General features: G+C 72.3%; 16 protein-coding genes and 1 pseudogene. 7 read left to right on the top strand and 10 right to left on the bottom strand.

Features of this window, described 5'->3' with window-relative positions; genetic code table 11:
* The first annotated feature begins 188 nt into the window (after window positions 1-188).
* Genes KMS84_RS04195 through KMS84_RS04180 form a run of 4 tightly spaced genes read left to right on the top strand, consistent with a single transcriptional unit; the run spans window position 189 to window position 3768 of the window.
* Window positions 189-1301: an aliphatic sulfonate ABC transporter substrate-binding protein gene (locus KMS84_RS04195; RefSeq protein WP_256914647.1), complete on the top strand. Its 1113-nt coding sequence runs from the start codon at window positions 189-191 to the stop codon at window positions 1299-1301.
* 33 nt (window positions 1302-1334) lie between these two features.
* Window positions 1335-2123 carry an ABC transporter ATP-binding protein gene (locus tag KMS84_RS04190; protein ID WP_256914646.1) on the top strand — a complete coding sequence of 263 codons (789 nt, stop codon included), beginning with the start codon at window positions 1335-1337 and terminating at the stop codon, window positions 2121-2123.
* Complete coding sequence (locus KMS84_RS04185; RefSeq protein ID WP_256914645.1) at window positions 2110-3012, top strand: ABC transporter permease; 903 nt, start codon at window positions 2110-2112, stop codon at window positions 3010-3012. Before KMS84_RS04190 ends, KMS84_RS04185 begins: the two co-directional genes overlap by 14 nt.
* A 6-nt stretch (window positions 3013-3018) precedes the next feature.
* A complete protein-coding gene (locus tag KMS84_RS04180) occupies window positions 3019-3768 on the top strand; it encodes a sirohydrochlorin chelatase (RefSeq protein ID WP_256914644.1) in 750 nt (249 codons plus the stop codon).
* Window positions 3769-3872: 104 nt separating this feature from the next.
* Here KMS84_RS04180 and KMS84_RS04175 read toward each other — a convergent pair whose 3' ends face one another.
* Together KMS84_RS04175 and KMS84_RS04170 are read right to left on the bottom strand one after the other, a co-directional pair.
* Window positions 3873-4895 carry a ketopantoate reductase family protein gene (locus KMS84_RS04175; protein WP_256914643.1) on the bottom strand — a complete coding sequence of 341 codons (1023 nt, stop codon included), beginning with the start codon at window positions 4893-4895 and terminating at the stop codon, window positions 3873-3875.
* Window positions 4896-5035: 140 nt separating this feature from the next.
* On the bottom strand, window positions 5036-5584 hold the full coding sequence (locus tag KMS84_RS04170; protein WP_256914642.1) for a DUF1697 domain-containing protein: 549 nt from the start codon (window positions 5582-5584) through the stop codon (window positions 5036-5038).
* A gap of 395 nt (window positions 5585-5979) precedes the next feature.
* On the opposite strand from KMS84_RS04170, the gene KMS84_RS04165 reads away from it, so the two are divergent.
* Window positions 5980-8247, top strand: a complete 2268-nt coding sequence (locus KMS84_RS04165; protein WP_256914641.1) for an MMPL family transporter — start codon at window positions 5980-5982, stop codon at window positions 8245-8247.
* 147 nt (window positions 8248-8394) lie between these two features.
* Here KMS84_RS04165 and mgt read toward each other — a convergent pair.
* The 4 genes and pseudogenes from mgt to KMS84_RS04145 all read right to left on the bottom strand — a co-directional run bounded on the left by mgt (window position 8395) and on the right by KMS84_RS04145 (window position 12711).
* Window positions 8395-9628: pseudogene (gene mgt / locus KMS84_RS04160) on the bottom strand (macrolide-inactivating glycosyltransferase).
* Between the two features lie 46 nt (window positions 9629-9674).
* The gene (locus tag KMS84_RS04155) at window positions 9675-10949 is read right to left on the bottom strand and encodes an ABC transporter substrate-binding protein (RefSeq protein ID WP_256914640.1); all 1275 of its coding nucleotides are present in this window, start codon (window positions 10947-10949) and stop codon (window positions 9675-9677) included.
* A complete protein-coding gene (locus tag KMS84_RS04150) occupies window positions 10949-11782 on the bottom strand; it encodes a carbohydrate ABC transporter permease (protein WP_256914639.1) in 834 nt (277 codons plus the stop codon). Before KMS84_RS04150 ends, KMS84_RS04155 begins: the two co-directional genes overlap by 1 nt.
* Complete coding sequence (locus tag KMS84_RS04145) at window positions 11779-12711, bottom strand: carbohydrate ABC transporter permease (protein WP_256914638.1); 933 nt, start codon at window positions 12709-12711, stop codon at window positions 11779-11781. Before KMS84_RS04145 ends, KMS84_RS04150 begins: the two co-directional genes overlap by 4 nt.
* Window positions 12712-12919: 208 nt before the next feature.
* Between KMS84_RS04145 and KMS84_RS04140 the strand changes: the two genes are divergently transcribed.
* Window positions 12920-13783 (top strand): phosphotransferase enzyme family protein, encoded by an 864-nt coding sequence (locus tag KMS84_RS04140; RefSeq protein ID WP_256914637.1) that lies wholly within the window; start codon window positions 12920-12922, stop codon window positions 13781-13783.
* 228 nt (window positions 13784-14011) lie between these two features.
* Here KMS84_RS04140 and KMS84_RS04135 read toward each other — a convergent pair whose 3' ends face one another.
* From KMS84_RS04135 to KMS84_RS04120, 4 genes are all read right to left on the bottom strand, one after another.
* The gene (locus tag KMS84_RS04135) at window positions 14012-14734 is read right to left on the bottom strand and encodes a 3'-5' exonuclease (protein WP_256914636.1); all 723 of its coding nucleotides are present in this window, start codon (window positions 14732-14734) and stop codon (window positions 14012-14014) included.
* A 133-nt stretch (window positions 14735-14867) separates the two neighbouring features.
* On the bottom strand, window positions 14868-16106 hold the full coding sequence (locus KMS84_RS04130) for a DUF5919 domain-containing protein (RefSeq protein ID WP_256914635.1): 1239 nt from the start codon (window positions 16104-16106) through the stop codon (window positions 14868-14870).
* A gap of 102 nt (window positions 16107-16208) precedes the next feature.
* On the bottom strand, window positions 16209-17537 hold the full coding sequence (locus tag KMS84_RS04125; protein ID WP_438818895.1) for a copper amine oxidase: 1329 nt from the start codon (window positions 17535-17537) through the stop codon (window positions 16209-16211).
* Between the two features lie 93 nt (window positions 17538-17630).
* Window positions 17631-18452 (bottom strand): Tat pathway signal sequence domain protein, encoded by an 822-nt coding sequence (locus KMS84_RS04120; protein ID WP_256914633.1) that lies wholly within the window; start codon window positions 18450-18452, stop codon window positions 17631-17633.
* 188 nt (window positions 18453-18640) lie between these two features.
* On the opposite strand from KMS84_RS04120, the gene glgX reads away from it, so the two are divergent.
* Complete coding sequence (glgX, locus tag KMS84_RS04115) at window positions 18641-20758, top strand: glycogen debranching protein GlgX (RefSeq protein WP_256914632.1); 2118 nt, start codon at window positions 18641-18643, stop codon at window positions 20756-20758.
* Window positions 20759-20843: the final 85 nt, after the last annotated feature.

The following is a 20843-nucleotide window of genomic DNA, read 5'->3' as shown; positions in this document are numbered from 1 at the left end:
GTGGGCCGATGTGCGCGCTGACGTACGCGCACTGCCTGCGCGCCCCGTCCCCCCACCCCTCCCCCCATGCTCCACTTCGCTCGCAGACGACGGGTTCCGCACCCCGGAGGCGACGAAGACCCCATGCCGACCTCCCGGCCACGACCTGAAAGACCGTGACCGCCGGGCCGACGAGAGGAACCCCTCCCGTGCCTGCCAACCGCTCTGCTTCTCTGCGCCGCGTCGTCGCGGCCGTGGCGGCTCTGCCCCTGCTCACCCTCGCCGCCTGCGGCTACGGGTCCGACGCCAAGGAAGACAACGCCAACGAGAAGGTCGCCGCCGGTTCGAAGAAGATCGACGGACTCGACACCGTCAAGATCGGCTACTTCGGCAACCTCACCCACGGAACCGCGCTCGTCGGCCGTGAACAGGGCATCTTCCAGAAGGCGCTCGGGGCGACCAAGGCCTCGTACGCGACCTTCAACGCGGGTCCCTCCGAGATCGAGGCGCTGAACGCCGGTTCCATCGACATCGGCTGGATCGGCCCGTCCCCGGCGATCAACGGTTACACCAAGTCCGACGGCAAGAGCCTGCGCATCATCGGCGGTTCGGCCTCCGGCGGCGTCAAGCTCGTCGTGAACCCGGACAAGATCAAGTCCGTCAAGGACGTCAAGGGCAAGCGGATCGCCACCCCGCAGCTCGGCAACACCCAGGACGTCGCGTTCCTGAACTGGATCTCGGAGCAGGGCTGGAAGGCCGACGCGCAGAGCGGCAAGGGCGACGTGACGGTCGTCCGCAGTGACAACAAGGTGACGCCCGACGCCTTCAAGGCGGGCTCGATCGACGGCGCCTGGGTGCCGGAGCCGACCGCCTCGAAGCTGGTCGCCGAGGGTGGCAAGGTGCTGCTCGACGAGGCGTCGCTGTGGCCCGACAAGAAGTTCGTGATCACGAACGTCATCGTGTCGCAGAAGTTCCTCGCGGCGCACCCGCAGGTCGTCGAGGCCGTGCTCAAGGGCGCGGTCGAGACCAACAAGTGGATCAAGGCCAACCCGGAGAAGGCGAAGGCCTCGGCGAACAAGCAGTTGGAGGCCGACTCCGGCAAGGCGCTGCCCGCGAACGTCCTGGACCCGGCGTGGTCGTCGATCCAGTTCATCAACGACCCGCTCGCCGCCACGCTCGACACCGAGGCGGCCCACGCGGTCAAGGCCGGTCTGCTGAAGCAGCCCGACCTCAAGGGCATCTACGACCTGTCGATCCTGAACAAGGTCCTCAAGGCCGAGGGCGAGCCCGCGGTCGACGACGCCGGTCTCGGCGCCAGCTGATCGCATCCGACGAGTTCCCAGGAGGTGACGACCATGGCCACGACGTTCGCCAAGGCCGCCGAGACCGCTGAATCGGTGGAGTACGCGGCACGCCTCGAGCACGTCTCGAAGTCCTTCGCGGGACCGGGCGGGGAGCAGCTCGTCCTGGACGACATCACGCTCGATGTCGCGCCCGGCGAGTTCGTCACCCTCCTGGGGGCCTCGGGCTGCGGGAAGTCCACGCTGCTGAACCTGGTGGCGGGGCTCGACCGGCCCACCGCCGGAACCATCACCACGGACGGCCGTGCGGCGCTGATGTTCCAGGAGCACGCCCTCTTCCCGTGGCTGTCGGCCGGCAAGAACATCGAGCTCGCCCTGAAGCTGAGGGGGGTCGCGAAGCCGGACCGGCGCGGCAAGGCCGAGGAACTGCTGGAGCTGGTCCGGCTGAAGGGCGCGTACGGCAAGCGGGTGCACGAGCTGTCCGGCGGTATGCGCCAGCGCGTGGCGATGGCCCGCGCGCTGGCCCAGGAGAGCCGGCTGCTGCTGATGGACGAGCCGTTCGCGGCGCTGGACGCCATCACGCGCGACGTCCTGCACGACGAGCTGACCCGGATCTGGGAGGAGACGGGACTGTCCGTCCTGTTCGTCACCCACAACGTGCGCGAGGCGGTCCGGCTCGCGCAGCGCGTGGTGCTGCTGTCCTCCCGCCCCGGGCGGGTGGCGCGCGAGTGGACGGTCGACATCCCGCAGCCGCGCCGCATCGAGGACGCTCCCGTGGCGGAACTGTCCATCGAGATCACCGAAGTCCTGCGTGGGGAGATCCGCCGTCATGGCCAGCACTGAGACGAAGACGACGGCGGACGAGAAGCCGGCTCCGCACGCGCTGGCCGGTGTGGAGGCGGGACTCGACGCGCTGGACGTGGTCGCCCCCGCCGTCCGGGTTCCCTTCCGGCGGACGTTCGTCGACAAGATCCTTCCGCCGATCATCGCGACCGCGCTGCTGCTGGTCGTCTGGCAGATCACCTTCAAGGTGGTCGACGACCCGACCAAGCTGGTCTCTCCGCTGGACGTCTGGGCCACGCTGCGGGACGCCTGGCTCCAGGGCGAGCTGCTCGGCTACATCTGGACCAGCGTCTCGCGCGGTCTGCTCGGCTTCCTGTTCGCCCTGGCGATCGGCACCCCGTTGGGGCTGCTCGTGGCGCGGGTGAAGTTCGTGCGGGCCGCGATCGGGCCGATCCTGTCGGGTCTGCAATCGCTCCCGTCGGTGGCGTGGGTGCCTCCGGCCGTGCTGTGGCTGGGTCTGAACAACTCGATGATGTACGCGGTGATCCTGCTCGGCGCGGTGCCGTCCATCGCCAACGGACTGGTGTCCGGCGTCGACCAGGTGCCTCCGCTGTTCCTGCGCGCCGGACGCACCATGGGCGCGACGGGGCTGCGGGGAACCGTTCACATCACGTTGCCGGCCGCGCTGCCGGGCTACGTGGCGGGTCTGAAGCAGGGCTGGGCGTTCTCCTGGCGTTCGCTGATGGCGGCGGAGATCATCGCGTCCTTCCCCGATCTCGGCGTGGGCCTCGGCCAGTTGCTGGAGAACGGGCGCAACGCCAGCGACATGTCGATGGTGTTCGAGGCGATCCTGCTCATCCTGTTCGTCGGCATCGCCATCGACCTGCTGATCTTCAGCCCGCTGGAGCGGTGGGTGCTGCGCAGTCGTGGTCTGCTGGTGAAGGGCTGAGGTCCCGTGTCCAGGAATCCGGTGCGCTCCGTCCTCGTGGTCATCGCCCACGGAAGCCGCGATCCGCGGCACGCGGCGACCGTCGACGCCCTCGTGCGGCGCGTGCGGTCGCTGCGGCCCGGGCTGCGGGTGGAGACCGGGTTCCTGGACTTCAACGTGCCGTCGGTGCAGGGGGTGCTGGAGTCGCTCGCCGCGGAGGGCGTCCGTGACGTGGTGGCCCTGCCGCTGCTGCTGACCCGCGCCTTCCACGCGAAGGCGGACATCCCGGCGGTCCTGCGGGACGCGCCGTCACGGCTGCGGATCCGGCAGGCCGACGTGCTCGGGCCGTCCCCGCTGCTGCTCACCGCCCTGGAACGGCGGTTGTACGAGGCGGGGTTGACGCCCGCCGACAAGTCCTCGACCGGGGTCGTCCTGGCCTCGGCGGGGTCCACGGACCCGGAGGCGATCGCAGTGATCGCAGAAATCGCGCGGGAGTGGCGGCGCACCGGTTGGTGTGCCGTGCGGCCTGCGTTCGCCTCCGCCTCCCTTCCGCGCACCGAGGACGCCGTCCGCGAACTGCGCGCGCTGGGCTGCTCCCGGGTGGCCGTCGCACCGTATGTGCTGGCTCCCGGGTTCCTCCCGGACCGCATCGCGCGGGGCGCGGCCGGGGCGGACGTCCTGGCGGACGTGCTGGGCCCGGCGCCGGAGGTGGCCCAGGTGCTGCTGAGGCGGTACGACGCGGCGCGCATGCCCGTGGCGGCGGCCGTCGGGGCCTGACCCGCCGGCGGCACGCCCCCTCCTCCACGCCCCTCTCCCGTGCCGGCCGCGTGGTGCGCCTCCCGCGGCACGGCGCGTCCTGCCCGGTCGCCGCGCGGCGCGCTCTAGCCGGCCCGTTCAGCCGCGACGGCGTCGTCCGCCAGGCGGAGGAGGTCGGGCAGCGGCAGGGAGCCCGGCGCCCTGCGCTCGCGGGCGAACTCGTTGGCCAGCCGTTGCAGCAGCTCGTTCAGCGGGGTCGGCACGCCGTGCAGGCGGCCGAGGAGCACGATCTCGCCGTTGAGGTAGTCGGCCTCGATGCTGCCCGCGCCGCGGCCGAGGGACTGCCAGGAGGAGCCGCCGCCGCGCGGGACGCCGTCGAGCGGGACCAGGGTGACCTTGTCGCCGCGGGCCGCCCGCTGCTCCTCCGCGCCCGTGTACGCGATGCCGGCCGCGTCGAGGACGGCCGCGCCCTCCGCCCGCACCCGCGCGAACAGCGCCTCGGCCGAGGGGTCGGCGACCGGCCCGCTCACCGCTTCGAGCGCGTTGCCGAGGTTGGACAGGAGTTTGGCGTACTGCCAGCGGGCGACGTCCGGGACGACCGGCGCCTCGAAGCGCGCCTTCTCCAGGTCGGCGGAGATGCCGCGGGCCGTGTCGTCGACGCCGTGCGGGTAGCGGCCGAGGTGCAGGATGCCGGTGAGCGGGGCGCCGGCGGCGGAGACGACACCGGGTTCCATGTGGGTCGAGGGCAGCCAGACGCAGACGGCGTAGACGTGCCGGAAACGGCGCAGGGCCAGCCGGGCGCTCTCCACCCCGTTCTGGGCGCACACCAGCGGCAGTCGCTCGGCCGCCGTGCCGCCGCCCGCGACCGGGGCCGGTCCCCAGGCCTGGAGCGCCGCCTCGCTGTCCTGGGTCTTCACGGCGAGGACGAGGACGTCGTCGGCGCGCAGCGGGCCGAGTTCGTCCGGCCCGCCGACCACGGGCAGCCGGTGCGTCAGCTCGCCCTCCGGCACCCTGAGTCGCAGTCCGCCCTCGGCGAGCGCCGTCCGGTGCGCGCCGCGCGCGACCAGGACGACCTCCCGCCCGGCCTCCGCGAGCCGCCCGCCGACCGTTCCGCCGATCGCCCCTGCCCCGATGATGATGTAGCGCATGGGACGAGCCTCGCACACCTGTGCCCAGGCGGGAGGCGTTCCCCGGGACGCGGTCCGCCACCCGGCCGGACGTCCCGGATCGCGTCGTCCGTCCGCGGCGGCGCCGCGGCGCGGCCCGCCCGCGCCGCTGCCCTCGCAGCTCAGGCCTGCGTCATCTCCACCAGTTTGACGACGGTGTTCCAGTTCCGGGTGGTGGCGACGATGCCCTTGGTCAGGCGGGGCCTGGCCAGTTGCTCGGCGAGCTTGGAGCGGCCGAGTCCGTCGGGGGCGTACAGGTACAGGGCGCGGTCGCCGAGCCGGAACTCCTCGGGGAGGTGGGCCGCGCGGTCGATGCCGGCGTAGCGCTCCTCGTCGAGGGGGGCGGAGCAGTAGGTGACATGGAGCTGTTTGGCCGTCAGCTCGGCTGCGGGGAACGGGCAGTTCTCGACGACCGCCTTCAGATAGGCGTGGTCGCGCACGATCACGTCGACGGCGAAGCCGAACCGCTTCCCGATCGCCGCCGTGAGGTCGGCCGCCAGGCTGTCCTCGTCGCCGTGGTCGCTGGAGAACACGGCCTGCCCGCTCTGCAGGTGGGTTCGCACGTCGCCGTGGCCGAGTCCCGCCAGCAGGGCGCGCAGTTCGGCCATCGGGACCTTTCTGCTGCCGCCCACGTTGATGCCTCGCAGCAGGGCGGCGTACGTCGTCGTCATCCGCCCACCATAGGCGGCCGTCGTGCCCCGTGGGGGTGGGCACGACGGCCGCGTCCGGGGTGGGTGACCGGAAGGAAACTCTGGCCGATCGGGGGCGTCCGGATCAACGTCCGGCGCACTTCTCCACAGGTCCGTGACGTCTTCGACAAACATGCGCCACCCCGCGCCGCGCGGCGGCTCGGGCGGCCGCACCCTGATCGTCGCCCCCGAGACCGTCGGATAGATGTAAGGGGCCACTGTCCTCCCCAGCGGTGAGGCGACGCGGTCCGACGGGAGGAGTCGGGGTCGCCGGACTTCACCGGCCAGCACGAGGAGATGGCTTTATCCAACCCATACCTTCGAATCGAAAGGTGGCGGCAGGGGCTGCTACCGCATCACAAGGGGGCAGTCCCGTCATGATGAGCGGAGACATACGGGTGCGGGGCATCGCCGCGCGGGCCGGCGGCTGGAGCGCCCGGCATCGATGGGCCGCGGTGGGCATCTGGGTGCTGTTCGTCGCCCTGGCCATGGGGATCGGCTCGGCGGCGGGCACGGTCGACGTCAAGGAGAGCGACCAGCTCGGGGGCGAGACCCGGACGGCGGCCAGGATCGTCGAGGACGCCGGCATCGACGAGCCGGCCGGCGAGACGGTCCTGATCCAGTCGAAGGACGGCTCCGTCAAGGCCACCGACCCGGAGTTCAGGGCCGCCGTCGCCGCGGTCGTCGCGGCCGTCGGCAAGACCGGCGAGGCCACCGACGTGACCTCGCCGTACGACACGAAGACGATCTCGAAGGACGGTCGCAGCGCGCTCGTCCAGTTCGACATGCGCGGCGACTCCGACACCGCGGGCGACCGGGTCGCGCCGGTGCTCGAGGCCGTGGACGGCGTCGGGAAGGAGCACTCCTCCCTGCGGATCGAGGAGATCGGCGGCGCCAGCATGGCGAAGACGTTCGACGACGCGTTCGGCGACGACTTCCAGCAGGCGGAGTACTCCGCGGTGCCGGTGGCCCTCGGCATCCTGCTGATCGCCTTCGGGGCGCTGGTCGCGGCGCTGCTGCCGGTGGCCCTGGCGATCACCGCGATCATGGCGACGACGGGCCTGATGAGCATCGTCAGCCACTTCCAGCCGATGGACGACACGGCCAGTTCCGTGATGCTGCTGGTCGGTCTGGCCGTGGGCGTCGACTACTGCCTGTTCTACCTGCGCCGCGAGCGCGAGGAGCGGGCGGCGGGACGCGACCCGGAGACCGCGCTCAGGATCGCCGCCGCCACCAGCGGCCGGGCCGTGATCGTCTCCGGGATCACCGTGTGCGTGGCCATGGCGGGCATGCTGTTCACCGGGCTCGCCACGTTCGAGGCGATGGGCCTCGCCTCCCTGATGGTGGTGGCGGTCGCCATGGTCGGCTCGGTGACCGTGCTGCCGGCGCTGCTGTCGCTGCTCGGCGAGCGGGTGGAGAAGGGCCGGATCCCCTTCCTGCACCCCGACCGGCGCGGCCGCAGGACCGGCCGCAGGCAGAGCGACGAGGGCAGCAGGTTCTGGAGCGCGGTGCTGAAGGTCGTCCTCGCCAAGCCCGCCGTCTCGCTGGTCGTCGCGGCCGGCGCCCTGCTCGCCATCGCCGCTCCGGCGGTCGGCATGAAGACCCAGAACCTCACCCTCGACCAGGAGTTCGGCGACTCGCTGCCCATCGTGCAGACCTACAACCGGGTCAACGACGCCTTCCCGGGCGGCTCCGAGCCCGCCGAGGTCATCGTCAAGGCGGCCGACATCAACGCGCCCGAGGTCAAGGCGGCGCTGGAGCGGTTCAGGGAGCAGGCGGTCAGCTCGGGCGCCTCGCGCGGGCCGGTCGAGATCAAGCTGCACGACGCGCAGAACCTCGCCTACGTGTACGTGCCGTTGGTGGGCGGCTCGGACCTGGACAAGGCGGGGGCGAGCCTGGACAAGCTGCGCGACGAGGTGCGGCCGGCCACCCTGGGCAAGGTCGACGGCGTGCAGGCCCCGATCACCGGACAGGTGGCCGGATCCAAGGACTTCAACGACCAGTTGGCCGGGGCCGTCGCGCCCGTCTTCGCCTTCGTCGTGCTCTTCGCCTTCCTGCTGATGCTGCTGTCCTTCCGTTCGCTGACGATCGCGATCACCTCGATCGTGCTCAACCTGCTGTCGGTGGGCGCGGCCTACGGCATCCTCGTGGCCGTCTTCCAGCACGGCTGGGGCGCCTCGCTGGTGGGGGCGGAGGGCGTCGGCGCCCTCATCACCTGGCTGCCGCTGTTCCTCTTCGTGATCCTCTTCGGCCTGTCGATGGACTACCACGTGTTCGTCGTCTCGCGGATCCGTGAGGCGCGGCTGCGCGGCCGCACGACGAACGACGCCATCCGGCACGGCGTGGTGACCACGGCGGGCGTGGTCACCAGTGCCGCGGTCATCATGGTCGCCGTGTTCGCGATCTTCGGGACCCTGTCCATGCAGTCCATGAAGCAGATGGGCGTGGGCCTGGCGGCGGCGGTCCTGATCGACGCGACGATCATCCGGGGCGTGCTGCTCCCGGCCGTGATGGCGCTGCTCGGCGAGCGCAACTGGTACCTGCCGAAGTGGCTGCGCTGGCTGCCCGACCTCACCCACGACGAGGCGCCGGAGGCGATCGCCCCGGCGGCGCGCGACGACGAGGGCGAGCGCCTGCGGGTCTGACGCCGCGAAGGCCCGTGAGCCGAGGGCTCGTCGACCTCCCGGGGGAGTCGACGAGCCCTCACCCGTGTCCGTCCGGGCCCCGCCGCGACGGGACGCGACCGGACGGGCGGGGGGGACGTGGCGGGGCGCGGTCGGGCCGGGGCGCGGTCAGGCGGGGAGTTCGGCCTCGATGAGGTCCGCGGCGCGCCGGGTGCCGCCCTCGTCCGCCATCTCGGCCTGGACGGCCTCGAGCCGGCGGGCCACCTCGGCGTCGTCGACGAGGGCGAGGGCCGCCTCCCTCAGCGCCTCGGCCGTCGCCTCCGCCGCCGGGAGGTGCCGGGCCACGCCGAGTCCCGCCAGGACGTCGGCGTTGCCGAACTGGTCCACGGCCTGGGGCACGGCGATCATCGGCGTGGCGGTGGCCAGGCCTTCCTGGCTGCCGCCGGCGCCGGCGTGCGTCACGAACAGGTCCGCCTGCCTGAGGATCGCCAACTGCGGCACCCAGGTGCGGACTTCGACGGTGTCGGGGACGGCGCCCAGGGCCGCGGGGTCGACGCGCCTGCCGATCTGGAGCACGAGGCGCCAGCCGGGCAGCTCCCCGAAGGCCCGCACGCACTCCCGGTAGAAGTCCGGCCGGTCGGTGAACGCCGAGCCCAGCGACACCAGGACGACCTTGTCGGCGTCGGCGGGGCGGGTCCACTCCCCCTCGGCCGCCCGGTCGCCCTGGCAGGCGCCGACGAACGTGTACACGCTGTCGTCGACCCGGTCGGCGCAGGGCTGGAGCACCCTGGGGATCAGCACGAGGGAGCGGTCGGGGCGGCCGACGAAGCGGTCGGGGTGCTCGGTGATCCCGTTCTGCGCCAGCCAGGCGTGGAAACGGGCGTAGTAGGCCTTGCCGCGCTCGGTCCGCTTCGGTTCGGCCCACATCGGTTCGGCGACCTCCTCCTCGTATCCCTCCCAGGCCACGAGGTTGGGCGAGAGGGAGACGGCGGGGACGCCCCAGCGGCGGGCGAGGACACGGGCCGGGTAGGAGGTGATGTCGTGCAGCACCAGATCGGGGCGGTCCCCCTCATAGGCCTCGCTCAGCCGGGGCAGCGCCTGGACGGCGTCGGCCAGGAAGAGTTCCACGTGGTCGAGGAGGGTGCTGCCCCAGGCCGCGGGGTCGTCGTCGGGTGACGGCAGGGTCGAGTGCCACGGCTTGACCTCGGCGCCGGTGGCGGCGGCCTTCTCGGCGAGGGCGGGTGGGATCGCGTAGGTCACCCGGTGCCCGCGTGCGACGAGTTCACGGATGACCTCCAGGCTCGGGTTCACGTGGCCGTGCGCGGCGATGGAGAACATGGCGATGTGGGCGGGGCGACGGGTCATGGCATCGACCGTAGGCGAGACGATACGTCTCGTGCAACCTGTATTCCGGCGGCCGCCCGTCCGTCCCGCCCGCGAACGCTCGCTCAACGCTGGTAGCGGGCCAGCACCAGGTTGCCGTCCTTCTCCAGGCGCTCGCGCAGTTCGCCGAGGCCGATCGCGCCGCTGTAGTACTCCTGGAAGGCGGGGGTGGCCACCTTGTCCTTCCACTCCGGGTATCCGCGCACGGACCGGGCGGGCGCCGGGCGCAGGTACCCGGCGAGGGCCGCGCCGGTCGCCCAGCCGTCCTTCGCGGTGTGCAGGGCGGGATCGGCGAGCGCCTGCGTGCCGGTCGGCAGCATCCAGTCGCCCAGCGCGAGGCGCACCGTGTTCTCCGGCCGGAGCAGGAAGTCCACGAAGGCCACGGCCTCCTTGCGGTGGCGGCTGTCCTCGGCGACGGACAGGGTCTGCGGACTGACGCCCTGGACCGGTCCGTCCGCGCCCGCCGGGGCGGGCAGCACCTGCCAGGCGAAGCCCTTCGGCGCCTGCTGCGCGATCTGCTGACGGTAGGAGAAGCCGAGCGGGACCATCGCGTACCTGCCCCCGAAGAAGCCCGGCAGGGTGTCCGAGCCGCCGCTGCCCAGCGTCGTGGGCGACGCGCTGCGGTCGACGCCGAGCTGGTCGCGCACGGTTCGCGGGACGACCGCGTCCGCGGCCTCGAAACGGACGGTGACGCGGCCGTCCGCGTCCCGGTGGAAGAGCTGTCCGCCGGCCGACAGGGACAGGTTGAGCGTCGCGGAGACGGGCTCCTTCAGGGGCCAGGCCACGCCGTACCTCCCGGCGCCGCCGAGCCGCCGGGTGATCTGCCGGAACTCGGTCCAGCTCCAGGGGTGTCCGGGCGTCGGGATCCGCACGCCGGAGCGCCTCAGCCAGGTCGCGTTGGCGACGAGGACGCGCGGTTCCTGAAGGAACGGCACGCCGTAGACGCCGTCGCCGAACGTCGTCGTCTCCCAACTGCGCCGCGGGATGTCCGCCTTGAGGCGTGCGGGCAGGACGTCCTTCAGGTCGGCGAGGTAGCCGCCGTAGGCGAAGTCCGCGAGGTCGTCGGAGGCGTCGTGGATGACGTCGGGCGCCTCACCGCCCTCGAAGGAGGTCAGGAGCTGGTCGTGCACGCTGTCCCAACTTCCCTGGACGTACTCGACCTTGACGTCCGCGTGCGTGGCGTTCCACTGTTGCACCAGTTCCTTGTTGACCCGGACCGACTCCGCCTGCCAGGCCAGGGACTGGAAACGCAGGACGACGGGGCCGTCGTCGGCTCCACCGCCGGAGGAGCAGCCCGCCAGGAGCAGCAGGACGGCCAGCACGAGCGTGCGCGTGCGCATCAGCTCTTCACCGCCCCGGCGAGCAGGCCGCCCGTGATCCGCCGCTGGACGAGCGCGAAGACGACCAGGGAGGGCAGCGTGGCGAGGACCGCGGCGGCGGCCAGCGGCCCGAGGTCCGCCGCACCCTCCGCGCCGATGAAATGGGTCAGCACGACCGGCAGCGTCTGCTTGCCCGGCGTCTTCAGCAGCACCAGGGCGAAGAAGAACTCGTTCCACGCCGTGACGAAGGCGAACAGCGCCGTCGCCACGATGCCGGGCGCGAGCAGCGGCGCGGTCACCGAGACGAGGGTGCGCAGGCGCCCCGCGCCGTCGATCGCGGCCGCCTCCTCCAGCTCCAGGGGGACGGCCCGGACGTATCCGACCAGCATCCACAGGGCGAACGGCAGCGACCAGACCACGTACACCATCACCAGTCCCGGCACGGAGTCGATCAGGCGCAGCCGCTTCAGCACCAGGAACAGCGGGATGATCACCAGGACGAACGGGAAGGCCTGGCTGACCACCACCCACCCGGACGCGGCCCGCGCGAGCCGGGTGCGCCGGCGGGCCATCACGTACGCCATGGGCGTGGCGAGCACGACGGCGATCACCGCGGCGCTCAGCGCGGCGCACAGCGAGGTGAACCCGGCGTGCAGCAGCGGCTGTTCGTCGAAGGCCCGGCGGAAGTTGGCGAGGGTGGGGTCCTTCGGGATCCAGGTCGGACGCAGGCTGCCCAACTCGCGGGGCGGCTTGAACGCGACGGAGAGCAGCCACAGGAACGGGAAGACGAGAAAGGCGAGATAGGCGAGCAGGGCCGTGTACTGGCCGGCCCGCGCCGCGCGACGGGTCCTCATGGCGTCTCGCCTCCCCTGATCCGGCCCGCCAGGAAGAGGGCCAGGAGCACCGAGACCACGGCGACCATCACACAGCCCATGGCCGCCGCATAGCCGAACTGCCCGTAGCGGAAGGCCTCTTCGTAGGCGAAGAGCATGGGCAGCCGGGTGCGGCCGCCGGGTCCGCCGTTGGTCAGCACGTACACCAGGGCGAAGCTGTTGAAGTTCCAGATGAAGTCGAGCGCCGTGATCGCGAGCGCGACGGGCCTGAGCGCGGGCCAGGTGACGGCACGGAAGCGACGCCAGGCGCCCGCGCCGTCCACGGCGGCCGCCTCGTGCAGCTCGGGCGGGGTGTTCTGCAATCCGGCGAGCAGGGTGACCGTCGTCTGCGGCATGCCCGCCCACACGCCCACGACGATCACCGCGGGCAGCGCGGTCGCGAGCCCGCTGAGCCAGTCCCGTCCGCCGCCCAGGCCGAGGTCGCGCAGGGTCTCGTTGAGGACGCCGGCGTCCGGGTGGTAGACGAGCCGCCACATGACGCCGACGACCACCTCGGGCATCGCCCAGGGCACGATGGCCAGCACCCGGGCAGGCCGGCGCAGCCGCAGGTCCTGATCGAGCAGGAGGGCGAGACCCAGTGCCAGGACGAATTGCAGGGCCGTCACGGCGAGCGCCCACAGCAGTCCGATCCGGAACGACTCCCAGAACAGCGTGTCGCGCAGCAGGTCGGAGAAGTTGAGGGTCCCGATCCACCGGGTGGGAGCGGTGCGGCCCGACTGGGCGTCGGTGAACGCGAGCAGGATGCCGTACAGCAGCGGACCGACGCTGAGCACCAGGATCGGCAGGAGGGCGGGCAGGACGAGGAACCACGCGCCGTGGTCCGCGACGCCGTGCGGCGCCCCGCCGGACGCCGCGCGCGCCGGGCGTTTCCTCTCGGTCGCCGACGTCACCGAACGGCCCCCTTCCCGCGGCTGTGACGGGCCCCGCCATGGTCGTGAAGGCGCTGTGCCCCGTCAAGACACCATGCGCGCGCGGTGGCCTGCGCGAATGCGACACTGGCCGCCGGATGGCCGGAACCCTGTGCCGCCCGGCGGCCCGGGCGCAGCCGAGGGCGAGGCCCGGCACGAGGCCGGGCGAGGAACGACACGGAGGCGGACGATGGACGAGGCACGGGCGCGCGACGTACTGGCCGCGACGGGTGTGCTGCCCGGCCCGGCGGCCGACGCGCGGCTGCTCGCGCTGGGCGAGAACGCGGTGTTCGCCGCCGGTGACCTGGTCGTGAAGGTGGGGCGGGCCCCCGAGCTCCTCGACCGGGCCCGGCGCGAGCTGGACATCGCGGCCTGGCTCGCCGACGCGGGCGTCCCGGCGGTGCGGGCGGCCGCGCCGCGGCCGCTGCTGACCGAGGGGCATCCGGTGACCGTGTGGCACCGGCTGCCCGACCCGGTCCGCCCTGCCGGCCCGCGGGATCTGGCCGAACTGCTGCGCCTGCTGCACTCCTTGCCCGTCCCGTCCTTCGGGCTGCCGCCGCGCGACCTGCTGTCCGGGGTCGAACGCTGGCTGCGCCTCGCGGGCGACGCCGTCGACGCGGCGGACGCGGCGTATCTGCGGGAGCGCCGCGACGGCTTCGCGACGGCGGCCGCGGCTCTCACCCCGCACCTGCCGCCGGGGCCGGTCCACGGGGACGCGCTCCCGCGCAACGTGCACATCGGGCCCGACGGGCCCGTCCTGGTGGACCTGGAGACCGTCTCCGCCGATCTGCGCGAGCACGACCTGGTGGTGATGGCGCTCTCCCGCGACCGGTACGGCCTGCCCGCCGCGGACTACGACGCGTTCACCGAGGCGTACGGCTGGGACGTGCGGGAGTGGACGGGCTGCGCGGTCCTGCGGGGCGCCCGGGAGACCGCGAGCTGTGCCTGGGTCGCCCAGCACGCCCCCACGAACCCCCGGGCGCTCGCGGAGTTCCGCCGCCGGGTGGCGTCCCTGCGGGACGGTGACGCGGGGGTGCGCTGGTACCCGTTCTGATCCGCCGTCGCACCGGTCCCCTCCCCCGATCGCCGGTCGCCTTCGCCGATCGTCGCGCACGGGCCGGGCCGGGACCGTCGGCGGCGCCGACCCCGGTGGTGGACGGCTCTCACGGCGGCGACGTGGGGCGCGACGGGTCGTGACGGCGGGAGGGACGAGGGCGTGCCGAGCCCCCGGCGCAGCCGCAGCACCGAGCGGCGTCGCGCGCCCGGCGCAAGGCCGACGGCGTCAGGCGGGCTTGGCGGCCGGCTCGCGCATCGGCCAGGCGCTGTCCACCACCGCGTCCGCGTCGCCCTTGCCGCGCAGGAAGCTCTGGAAGTCCGCCGCCCACGCGGCGTACCACTCGATCTGGCGGCGGTGCAGCTCCGCCGGGCCGAGGGACGCGACCTTGGGGTGGCGGACGGCTATGGCGCGGGCCAGGCGGGCCGCGGCCAGGGCGTCGGCGGAGGCGTCGTGGGCCGACTCCAGGGGGACGCCGTACTCGGCGCAGACCGCTTCGAGGTTGCGCTTGCCCCGGCGGTAGCGGTCCACCGAGCGGTCGATGGTGTAGGGGTCGACGACCGGCGCCGGGTCGAGGCCGCCCAGCCGGTCGTTCAGGGAGGGCAGGCCGTGGCGGCGCAGCTCGGCGGCCAGGAGCGTGAGGTCGAAGGCGGCGTTGTAGGCCACGACCGGGACGCCGGCGCGCCAGTAGCCGGTGAGGACGCCCGCGATGGCGTCCGCCACCCGGTCGGCGGGGGCGCCCTCGGCGGCGGCCCGCTCATTGCTGATGCCGTGCACGGCGACCGCGTCGGCCGGGATCTCGACGCCCGGATCCGCCAGCCACTCGCGGTGGCCCAGGACCTGCCCGTCCCTGACCTCGATCACGGCTCCCGTGACGATGCGCGCCTCGCGCGGGTCCGTCCCGGTCGTCTCCAGGTCGAAGCCGATCAGCAGCTCCTGGTACCAGGCCATGATGGCCCCCCTTCTCGGTGGTGCTTTCCCCCAGTGGTCTCCACCCTCGCATGCGCCACTGACAATCAGAGGATCGCGTTCCGCTCGCGCGGCCCCGCCCCCGCACACCGCCGCCGGGGACGAACCGGTCGGCTCAGGACACCGGGCGCGAATCCGCCCAGGCGAGCTCGAACTCCTCGCGATACGCCGCGAAAAGTCCGCCTTCTCCCACATCGCCCGACTTGACCACCCGGTTGCCGCCCCGCAGCACCAGCACCGGCGCCTCCATGCCGCGCATCCGCCGCAGATAGGACTGGATCACGGCGATGCCGTCGGCGCCGTCGCCGTCCACGAGGTACGCGGTGAAGCGGGGCGTCTCGTCGTACACCTGGATCTGGAAGGCGCCCGGGTCGCGCAGCCGGGCGCGCACTCGGCGCATGTGCAGGATGTTCATCTCCACCGCCCGGCTCAACTCGCCGCGCTTCATGCCGAGTTCGCGCTCGCGGCGCTTGACCGCACTGGAGGCGGGGTTGAGGAAGAGCAGCCGGACCCGGGCGCCGCCCTCGGCGAGGCGGACCAGCCGGCGGCCGGAGAAGTTCTGCACGAGGAGGTTGAGGCCGATGCCGATGGCGTCGATGCGACGGGAGCCGTCGAAGATGTCCTCGGCGGGGAACTGGCGCAGCAGCCGCACCCGGTCGGTGTGGACGGCCACCACGTCCGCGTACCGGTCGCCGACGAGGTCCTCGACCGCGTCCACGGGCAGTCTGCGCGCGGAGGGCACGTCGCCGCTGGTGCCGAGCATCTCCAGCAGCCGGGCGGAGGCCCGTTCGGCCTGGTTCAGCACCGCCTCGGACAGCGCGCGGTTGCGGGAGACGACGTTGCGGGTCACCTCGAGCTCGTCCAGGGCGAGTTCGACGTCGCGGCGGTCGTCGAAGTACGGCTCGAAGCAGGGCCAGTGCTGCACCATCAGCTCGCGCAGCTGGGGCAGGGTGAGGAAGGAGATGACGTTGTCGTCGGCCGGGTCGAGCAGATAGCCCTTGCGGCGGCTCACCTCGCGCACGGCCACCGCGCGCTGGACCCATTCCTGTCCGGCGGGTCCGGCGGCGGCGACCACCCACTCGTCGCCGTGCACGGGCTCGTAGATGGGCCGCAGCACGGCGGCCACCACGGCGCGCAGGCGCTGTTCGACGAGGTTCAGCCAGATGTAGGCCCGGCCGGCCCGCTGGGCGCGGGTGCGGACCTCGCGCCAGGCGTCGACGTCCCAGTCCAGCTCCGGTCCGATGGCGTTCGTCTCCATCGGCCGGGCCAGGGACACCGTGCCGGTCGGGACGTCTGCGGAGCCCCCCTCGTGACCCTCGTCACCAGGGGGCAGCTCCAGCCCTCCCGAGCCCACCCGTGCACCGCCTTCCGCTCCCCCGAGCTCTCCCCGTCCCAACGATCAAGGAAGGGTACTCCGGGAGCGGCCGACGGTGCAGCCGGATGGACAGGTCGTTTCTCAACTACCGTTGTCGGGGCGACCGTTCTGTCCCGCGAGGGCGGCCGGTGTGAGCGGGTTCATGGCCGTGACGTCCCTGGGGGCCAGGGTGAAGCCCTGCCAGTGGACCGGCATGGGCTGCTGGTCCTCGTCGCGGGCGATGTGGTGGAAGCCCACGTTCACCCAGGCCACCGGGTGGGCGAGGGCCTGGCCGTCGACCCACTTGTCGACGGAGTAACCGTGCAGCGGGGAGCCGCAGTTGCGCAGGTTGTTGCTGGCGTACTGCTCGCACGGGTTGTACTCGGTGAAGTAGACGTCGTGCCGGGTGAAGGGGCGTCCGGAGTACTTGGTGGTGGCGCCCGGGACCAGCTCGTAGGAGCGGGCGTGCCCGTCCTTGTTCTTGCCGGTGGCGCTGACCACCCGCCACCAGCGCATGTTCTGGGCGTCGCCCGCGAGTTCCTTGTCGACGACCGTGCGCGTCGTCTTGGCGGTCGGGCCCTGGTCCGCGCCGGCGGGCGGGCTGACCACCGAGTCGTACTGCTCGACCTTGGCGGCCGAACTGCCGTCCAGGCCGAAGTCGAGCCGCCAGAAGACGTTGTGGCTGTGGCTGGTGGCGTAGGCCTTGGCGCCCTTGCCCAGGGGCCAGCCGCGGCCGTCCCCGGCGTCGTAGTCGACGGGCGAGAGGCTGCCGGTGGCGCCGACGTTCATGTTGATCGCGCCGTCGTCGGAGAAGCGCCACTCGGTGATGTACTCGTACCAGCCCACCTTGTTGACGGTGTAGACGAGCAGGTCCTTGCCCTGGGCCTGGAAGACCTTGTTGCCCGTGTCGGCCTCCATGCGGTAGGCGTGGCCCCGCGCGCGCGTGGTGGTGCACAGGCCCTTGACGTTCGGGTTGTCGGAGAACGAGTCGGGGACCTTCACCGTCTTGATCGTGCCGCCGGGGCACTCGGCGGGGACCATGTTCACCAGGCCGGAGCCGAAGTTGTAGTCGGTGATGTCGTTGTACTCGTTCGTGCCGTCGTCGTAGGGCACGTGGATCTGGGCGATCTTGGCGCTGTTGAGGACTCTGATCGGCTTGGCCTCGCCGGGCGGCTGGTAGGAGATCTTCTCCAGGACCAGGCCGGACTTGGCCTCGAAGCGCCAGCACATGCGCCAGGTGGTGCCGGTGGAGAGCTTCTGCTCGATGCGGTAGGCGGCGCTGCAATCGGCCGCGGCCGCGGGGGCCGCCTTCGGCCGGGCGGCGGCCGGGCCGGCCCCGGCGGCCGCGCCGGCGGCCAGGGCGGCCACCGAGAGGCCGACGAGGGCTCCCTTGCGGACACGGCTGACGCCCCGCGGCCGGAGGCCGCCCATCGGATCGGGAACGCGCATGAGGACACGACTCCTTTGCCTCCCCGCGCGGGAGACACGAGAAAACGGGACTGGGAGGTGGTGCTGCGGGTCGGCTCAGCCGGTGAGCCGGGCGACCTTGCCGGTGCTGAGGTCGACGACCAGGGACCGGGTGTCGATCCACGGACCGTTCTTGACCTTCGTCAGCAGCCGCGCGCAGCGGTGCTCCCCGCACTTGTCGAGGGCGGCGGGCTCGGCGCCCGGCACCGCCCGGTAGACCATGCTGGCGAGCTGGAGCTGGCCGGGCGAGGTGAGCGCCTTGCCGGTGGCGTCCTTGTAGTCCGCCCTGAGGCCCGCGCCGAGCGGGTCGGCGATCAGCAGCCGGGCGACCTCGTTCTGCTCGGCGGGGCCGAGCGGCGGCTGGACGCCGTGCTGGACGCCGGTGGCCTCGACCTTGCCGGTGTCGAGGTTGACGGTCTTGGTGAGCAGGGTGTCGTTGCGGTAGTCGTAGAACGACACCTCCGCACGCCGGGGGGCGTCCGGATCGTCCACCTCGTCGGCCCGGGGCTCGGCGAGGTCCACGCCGAGACGCTGGGGGCCGCGGTCACCGTCCACGTCCTGAGCGGCGTTGAACTGCTGGCGGCTGAGCGCGATCCGCTCCACGCGCGCGGTCTCGTCGTCGGTCAGCGGGTCACGGCCGTGACCCCGGGCGCCCTCGGCGGGCGCCCTCTCGACGACACCGGGCGCCACGGCCCCCGCCGCGTCGGCCTGCTGCCGGCCGGCCGCCTGTCCGGCGCCCGTCCCTGTCGTGCCGCCTCCCTTGTCGTCCGCCCCCGCCGTGCCCGGCAGGGTGATCCCCACCATCACGGCTGTCGCGGCCACCGCAATGGCCGTCCCCGCCACCACCTTGCCCAGGTGGCGGCGCACCGTAGTGCGCACAATCTCCCCCTACTCCCCCTGATGCCCGGGAGTACGTCTGCCCCACTGGTTCGGCACGCGCCCTATCTCAGCGCACGCACTGGTCATTTGGTAAGAGGGGTGTAAGTCACAGGTGGTTCCCTCACTTTCCTGGAGACTCGAAGCCGAGGCGCCCCCACCGGGGCTCGACACCTGAAAGAGTCGTGTCCATGCAGGTCTGGCCTGGAGAGGCGTATCCACTCGGTGCCACGTACGACGGCGCCGGCACGAACTTCGCGGTCTTCACGGAGGCCGCGGACCGAGTAGAGCTGTGTCTGTTGCACGACGACGGCTCGGAGACGGCGGTGGAACTGCGCGAGAGCGACGCGTTCGTCCGGCACGCGTACGTGCCCGGCATCATGCCCGGGCAGCGCTACGGCTTCCGCGTGCACGGCCCGTACGACCCCGGTCGCGGGCTGCGCTGCAACTCGGCGAAGCTGCTGCTCGACCCGTACGCGAAGGCGATCAGCGGGTCGGTCCGCTGGGGCGAGGAGGTGTACGGGTACCACTTCGACGACCCCGAACGGCGCAACGACCTCGACTCCGCGCCCCACACGATGACGTCGGTGGTGGTCAACCCCTACTTCGACTGGGGCGACGACCGCAGCCCCCGCACGGAGTACCACCGCACGGTGATCTACGAGGCGCACGTCAAGGGCCTGACGATGCGCCATCCGGGTCTCCCCGAGGAGCTGCGCGGCACCTACGCGGCGCTGGCGCACCCCGCGGTCATCGAGCATCTGACCGAGCTCGGGGTGACGGCCCTGGAGATGATGCCGGTGCACCAGTTCGTCAACGACCACCGGCTGGTCGACATGGGGCTGAACAACTACTGGGGCTACAACACGATCGGCTTCTTCGCCCCGCACAACGCGTACGCCTCCTGGGGCGACCGGGGCCAGCAGGTCCTGGAGTTCAAGTCGGCGGTGCGGGCGCTGCACGAGGCGGGCATCGAGGTGATCCTCGACGTGGTGTACAACCACACCGCCGAGGGCAACCACCTGGGGCCCACGCTGTCCTTCAAGGGGATCGACAATCCGTCCTACTACCGGCTGACGGACGACCCGCGCTACTACATGGACACCACGGGCACCGGGAACTCGCTGCTCATGCGGTCCCCGCACGTCCTTCAGATGATCATGGACTCGCTGCGGTACTGGGTCCTGGAGATGCACGTCGACGGGTTCCGCTTCGACCTCGCGGCGACGCTGGCCCGGCAGTTCCACGAGGTGGACCGGCTGTCGTCCTTCTTCGACCTGGTCCAGCAGGACCCGGTGGTGTCCCAGGTCAAGCTGATCGCGGAGCCGTGGGACGTGGGCGAGGGCGGCTACCAGGTGGGGAACTTCCCTCCCCTGTGGACGGAGTGGAACGGCAAGTACCGCGACACGGTGCGCGACGTGTGGCGGGGCGAGGCGCGCGCGGTCGGCGAGTTCGCCTCCCGGCTGACCGGCTCCTCCGACCTCTACCAGGACGACGGGCGGCGGCCGCTGGCCTCCATCAACTTCGTGACCTGCCACGACGGCTTCACCCTGCGCGACCTCGTCTCCTACGACGAGAAGCACAACGAGGCCAACGGGGAGGACAACCGGGACGGCGAAAGCCACAACCGCTCCTGGAACTGCGGCGCCGAGGGCGAGTCCGACGACCCCGAGGTGCTGGGGCTGCGGGCCCGGCAGATCCGCAACTTCATCGCCACCCTGATGCTGTCCCAGGGCGTGCCCATGATCAGCCACGGGGACGAGTTCGGCCGCACCCAGCAGGGCAACAACAACGCCTACTGCCAGGACAGCGAGCTGGCCTGGGTCGAGTGGCCCGACGCCGAGGGGCCCGGCGCCGAGCTGCTGGAGTTCACTCGGGCGCTGGTGGGACTGCGCAAGGAGCATCCCGTCTTCCGGCGGCGCCGCTTCTTCCACGGCCGCCCGGTGGAGGGCACCCACGACGAGCTGTCGGACATCGCCTGGTTCACGCCGGAGGGGAAGGAGATGGGGCCCCGGGACTGGGACCGGGCGCAGGCGTCGGCGCTGTCGGTGTTCCTCAACGGCAACGCGATCTCCGAACCGGGCGCGCGCGGCGAACGGATCACCGACGACTCGTTCCTGCTGATGTTCAACGCCTCGGCCCGCCCGTTGGAGTTCGTGGTCCCGGTCGACCTCGGACGGGAGTGGCAGGTGGTGGTCGACACGGCGAACCCGCAGGTCGTCGCGGCGGACGGGGGCCCCGAGCTACAGGCGGGGGCCCGGCTGACGCTGGTGGACCGCAGCATGACGGTGCTGCAGCGGCCGACGTAGGACTCCCGGGGTCCGGGCCCCGCCCCTGCGACGGGGCCGGGGCCCCGCCCCGCCGCCCGGCCGTACCCCGCACCCGGGCCGGGAG

This window comes from Streptomyces hilarionis, assembly GCF_024539675.1.
GTDB lineage: Bacteria > Actinomycetota > Actinomycetes > Streptomycetales > Streptomycetaceae > Streptomyces > Streptomyces hilarionis.
The sequence above is the reverse complement of the archived record's forward strand: the minus strand, read 5'-3'. Positions and strand labels throughout refer to the sequence as shown.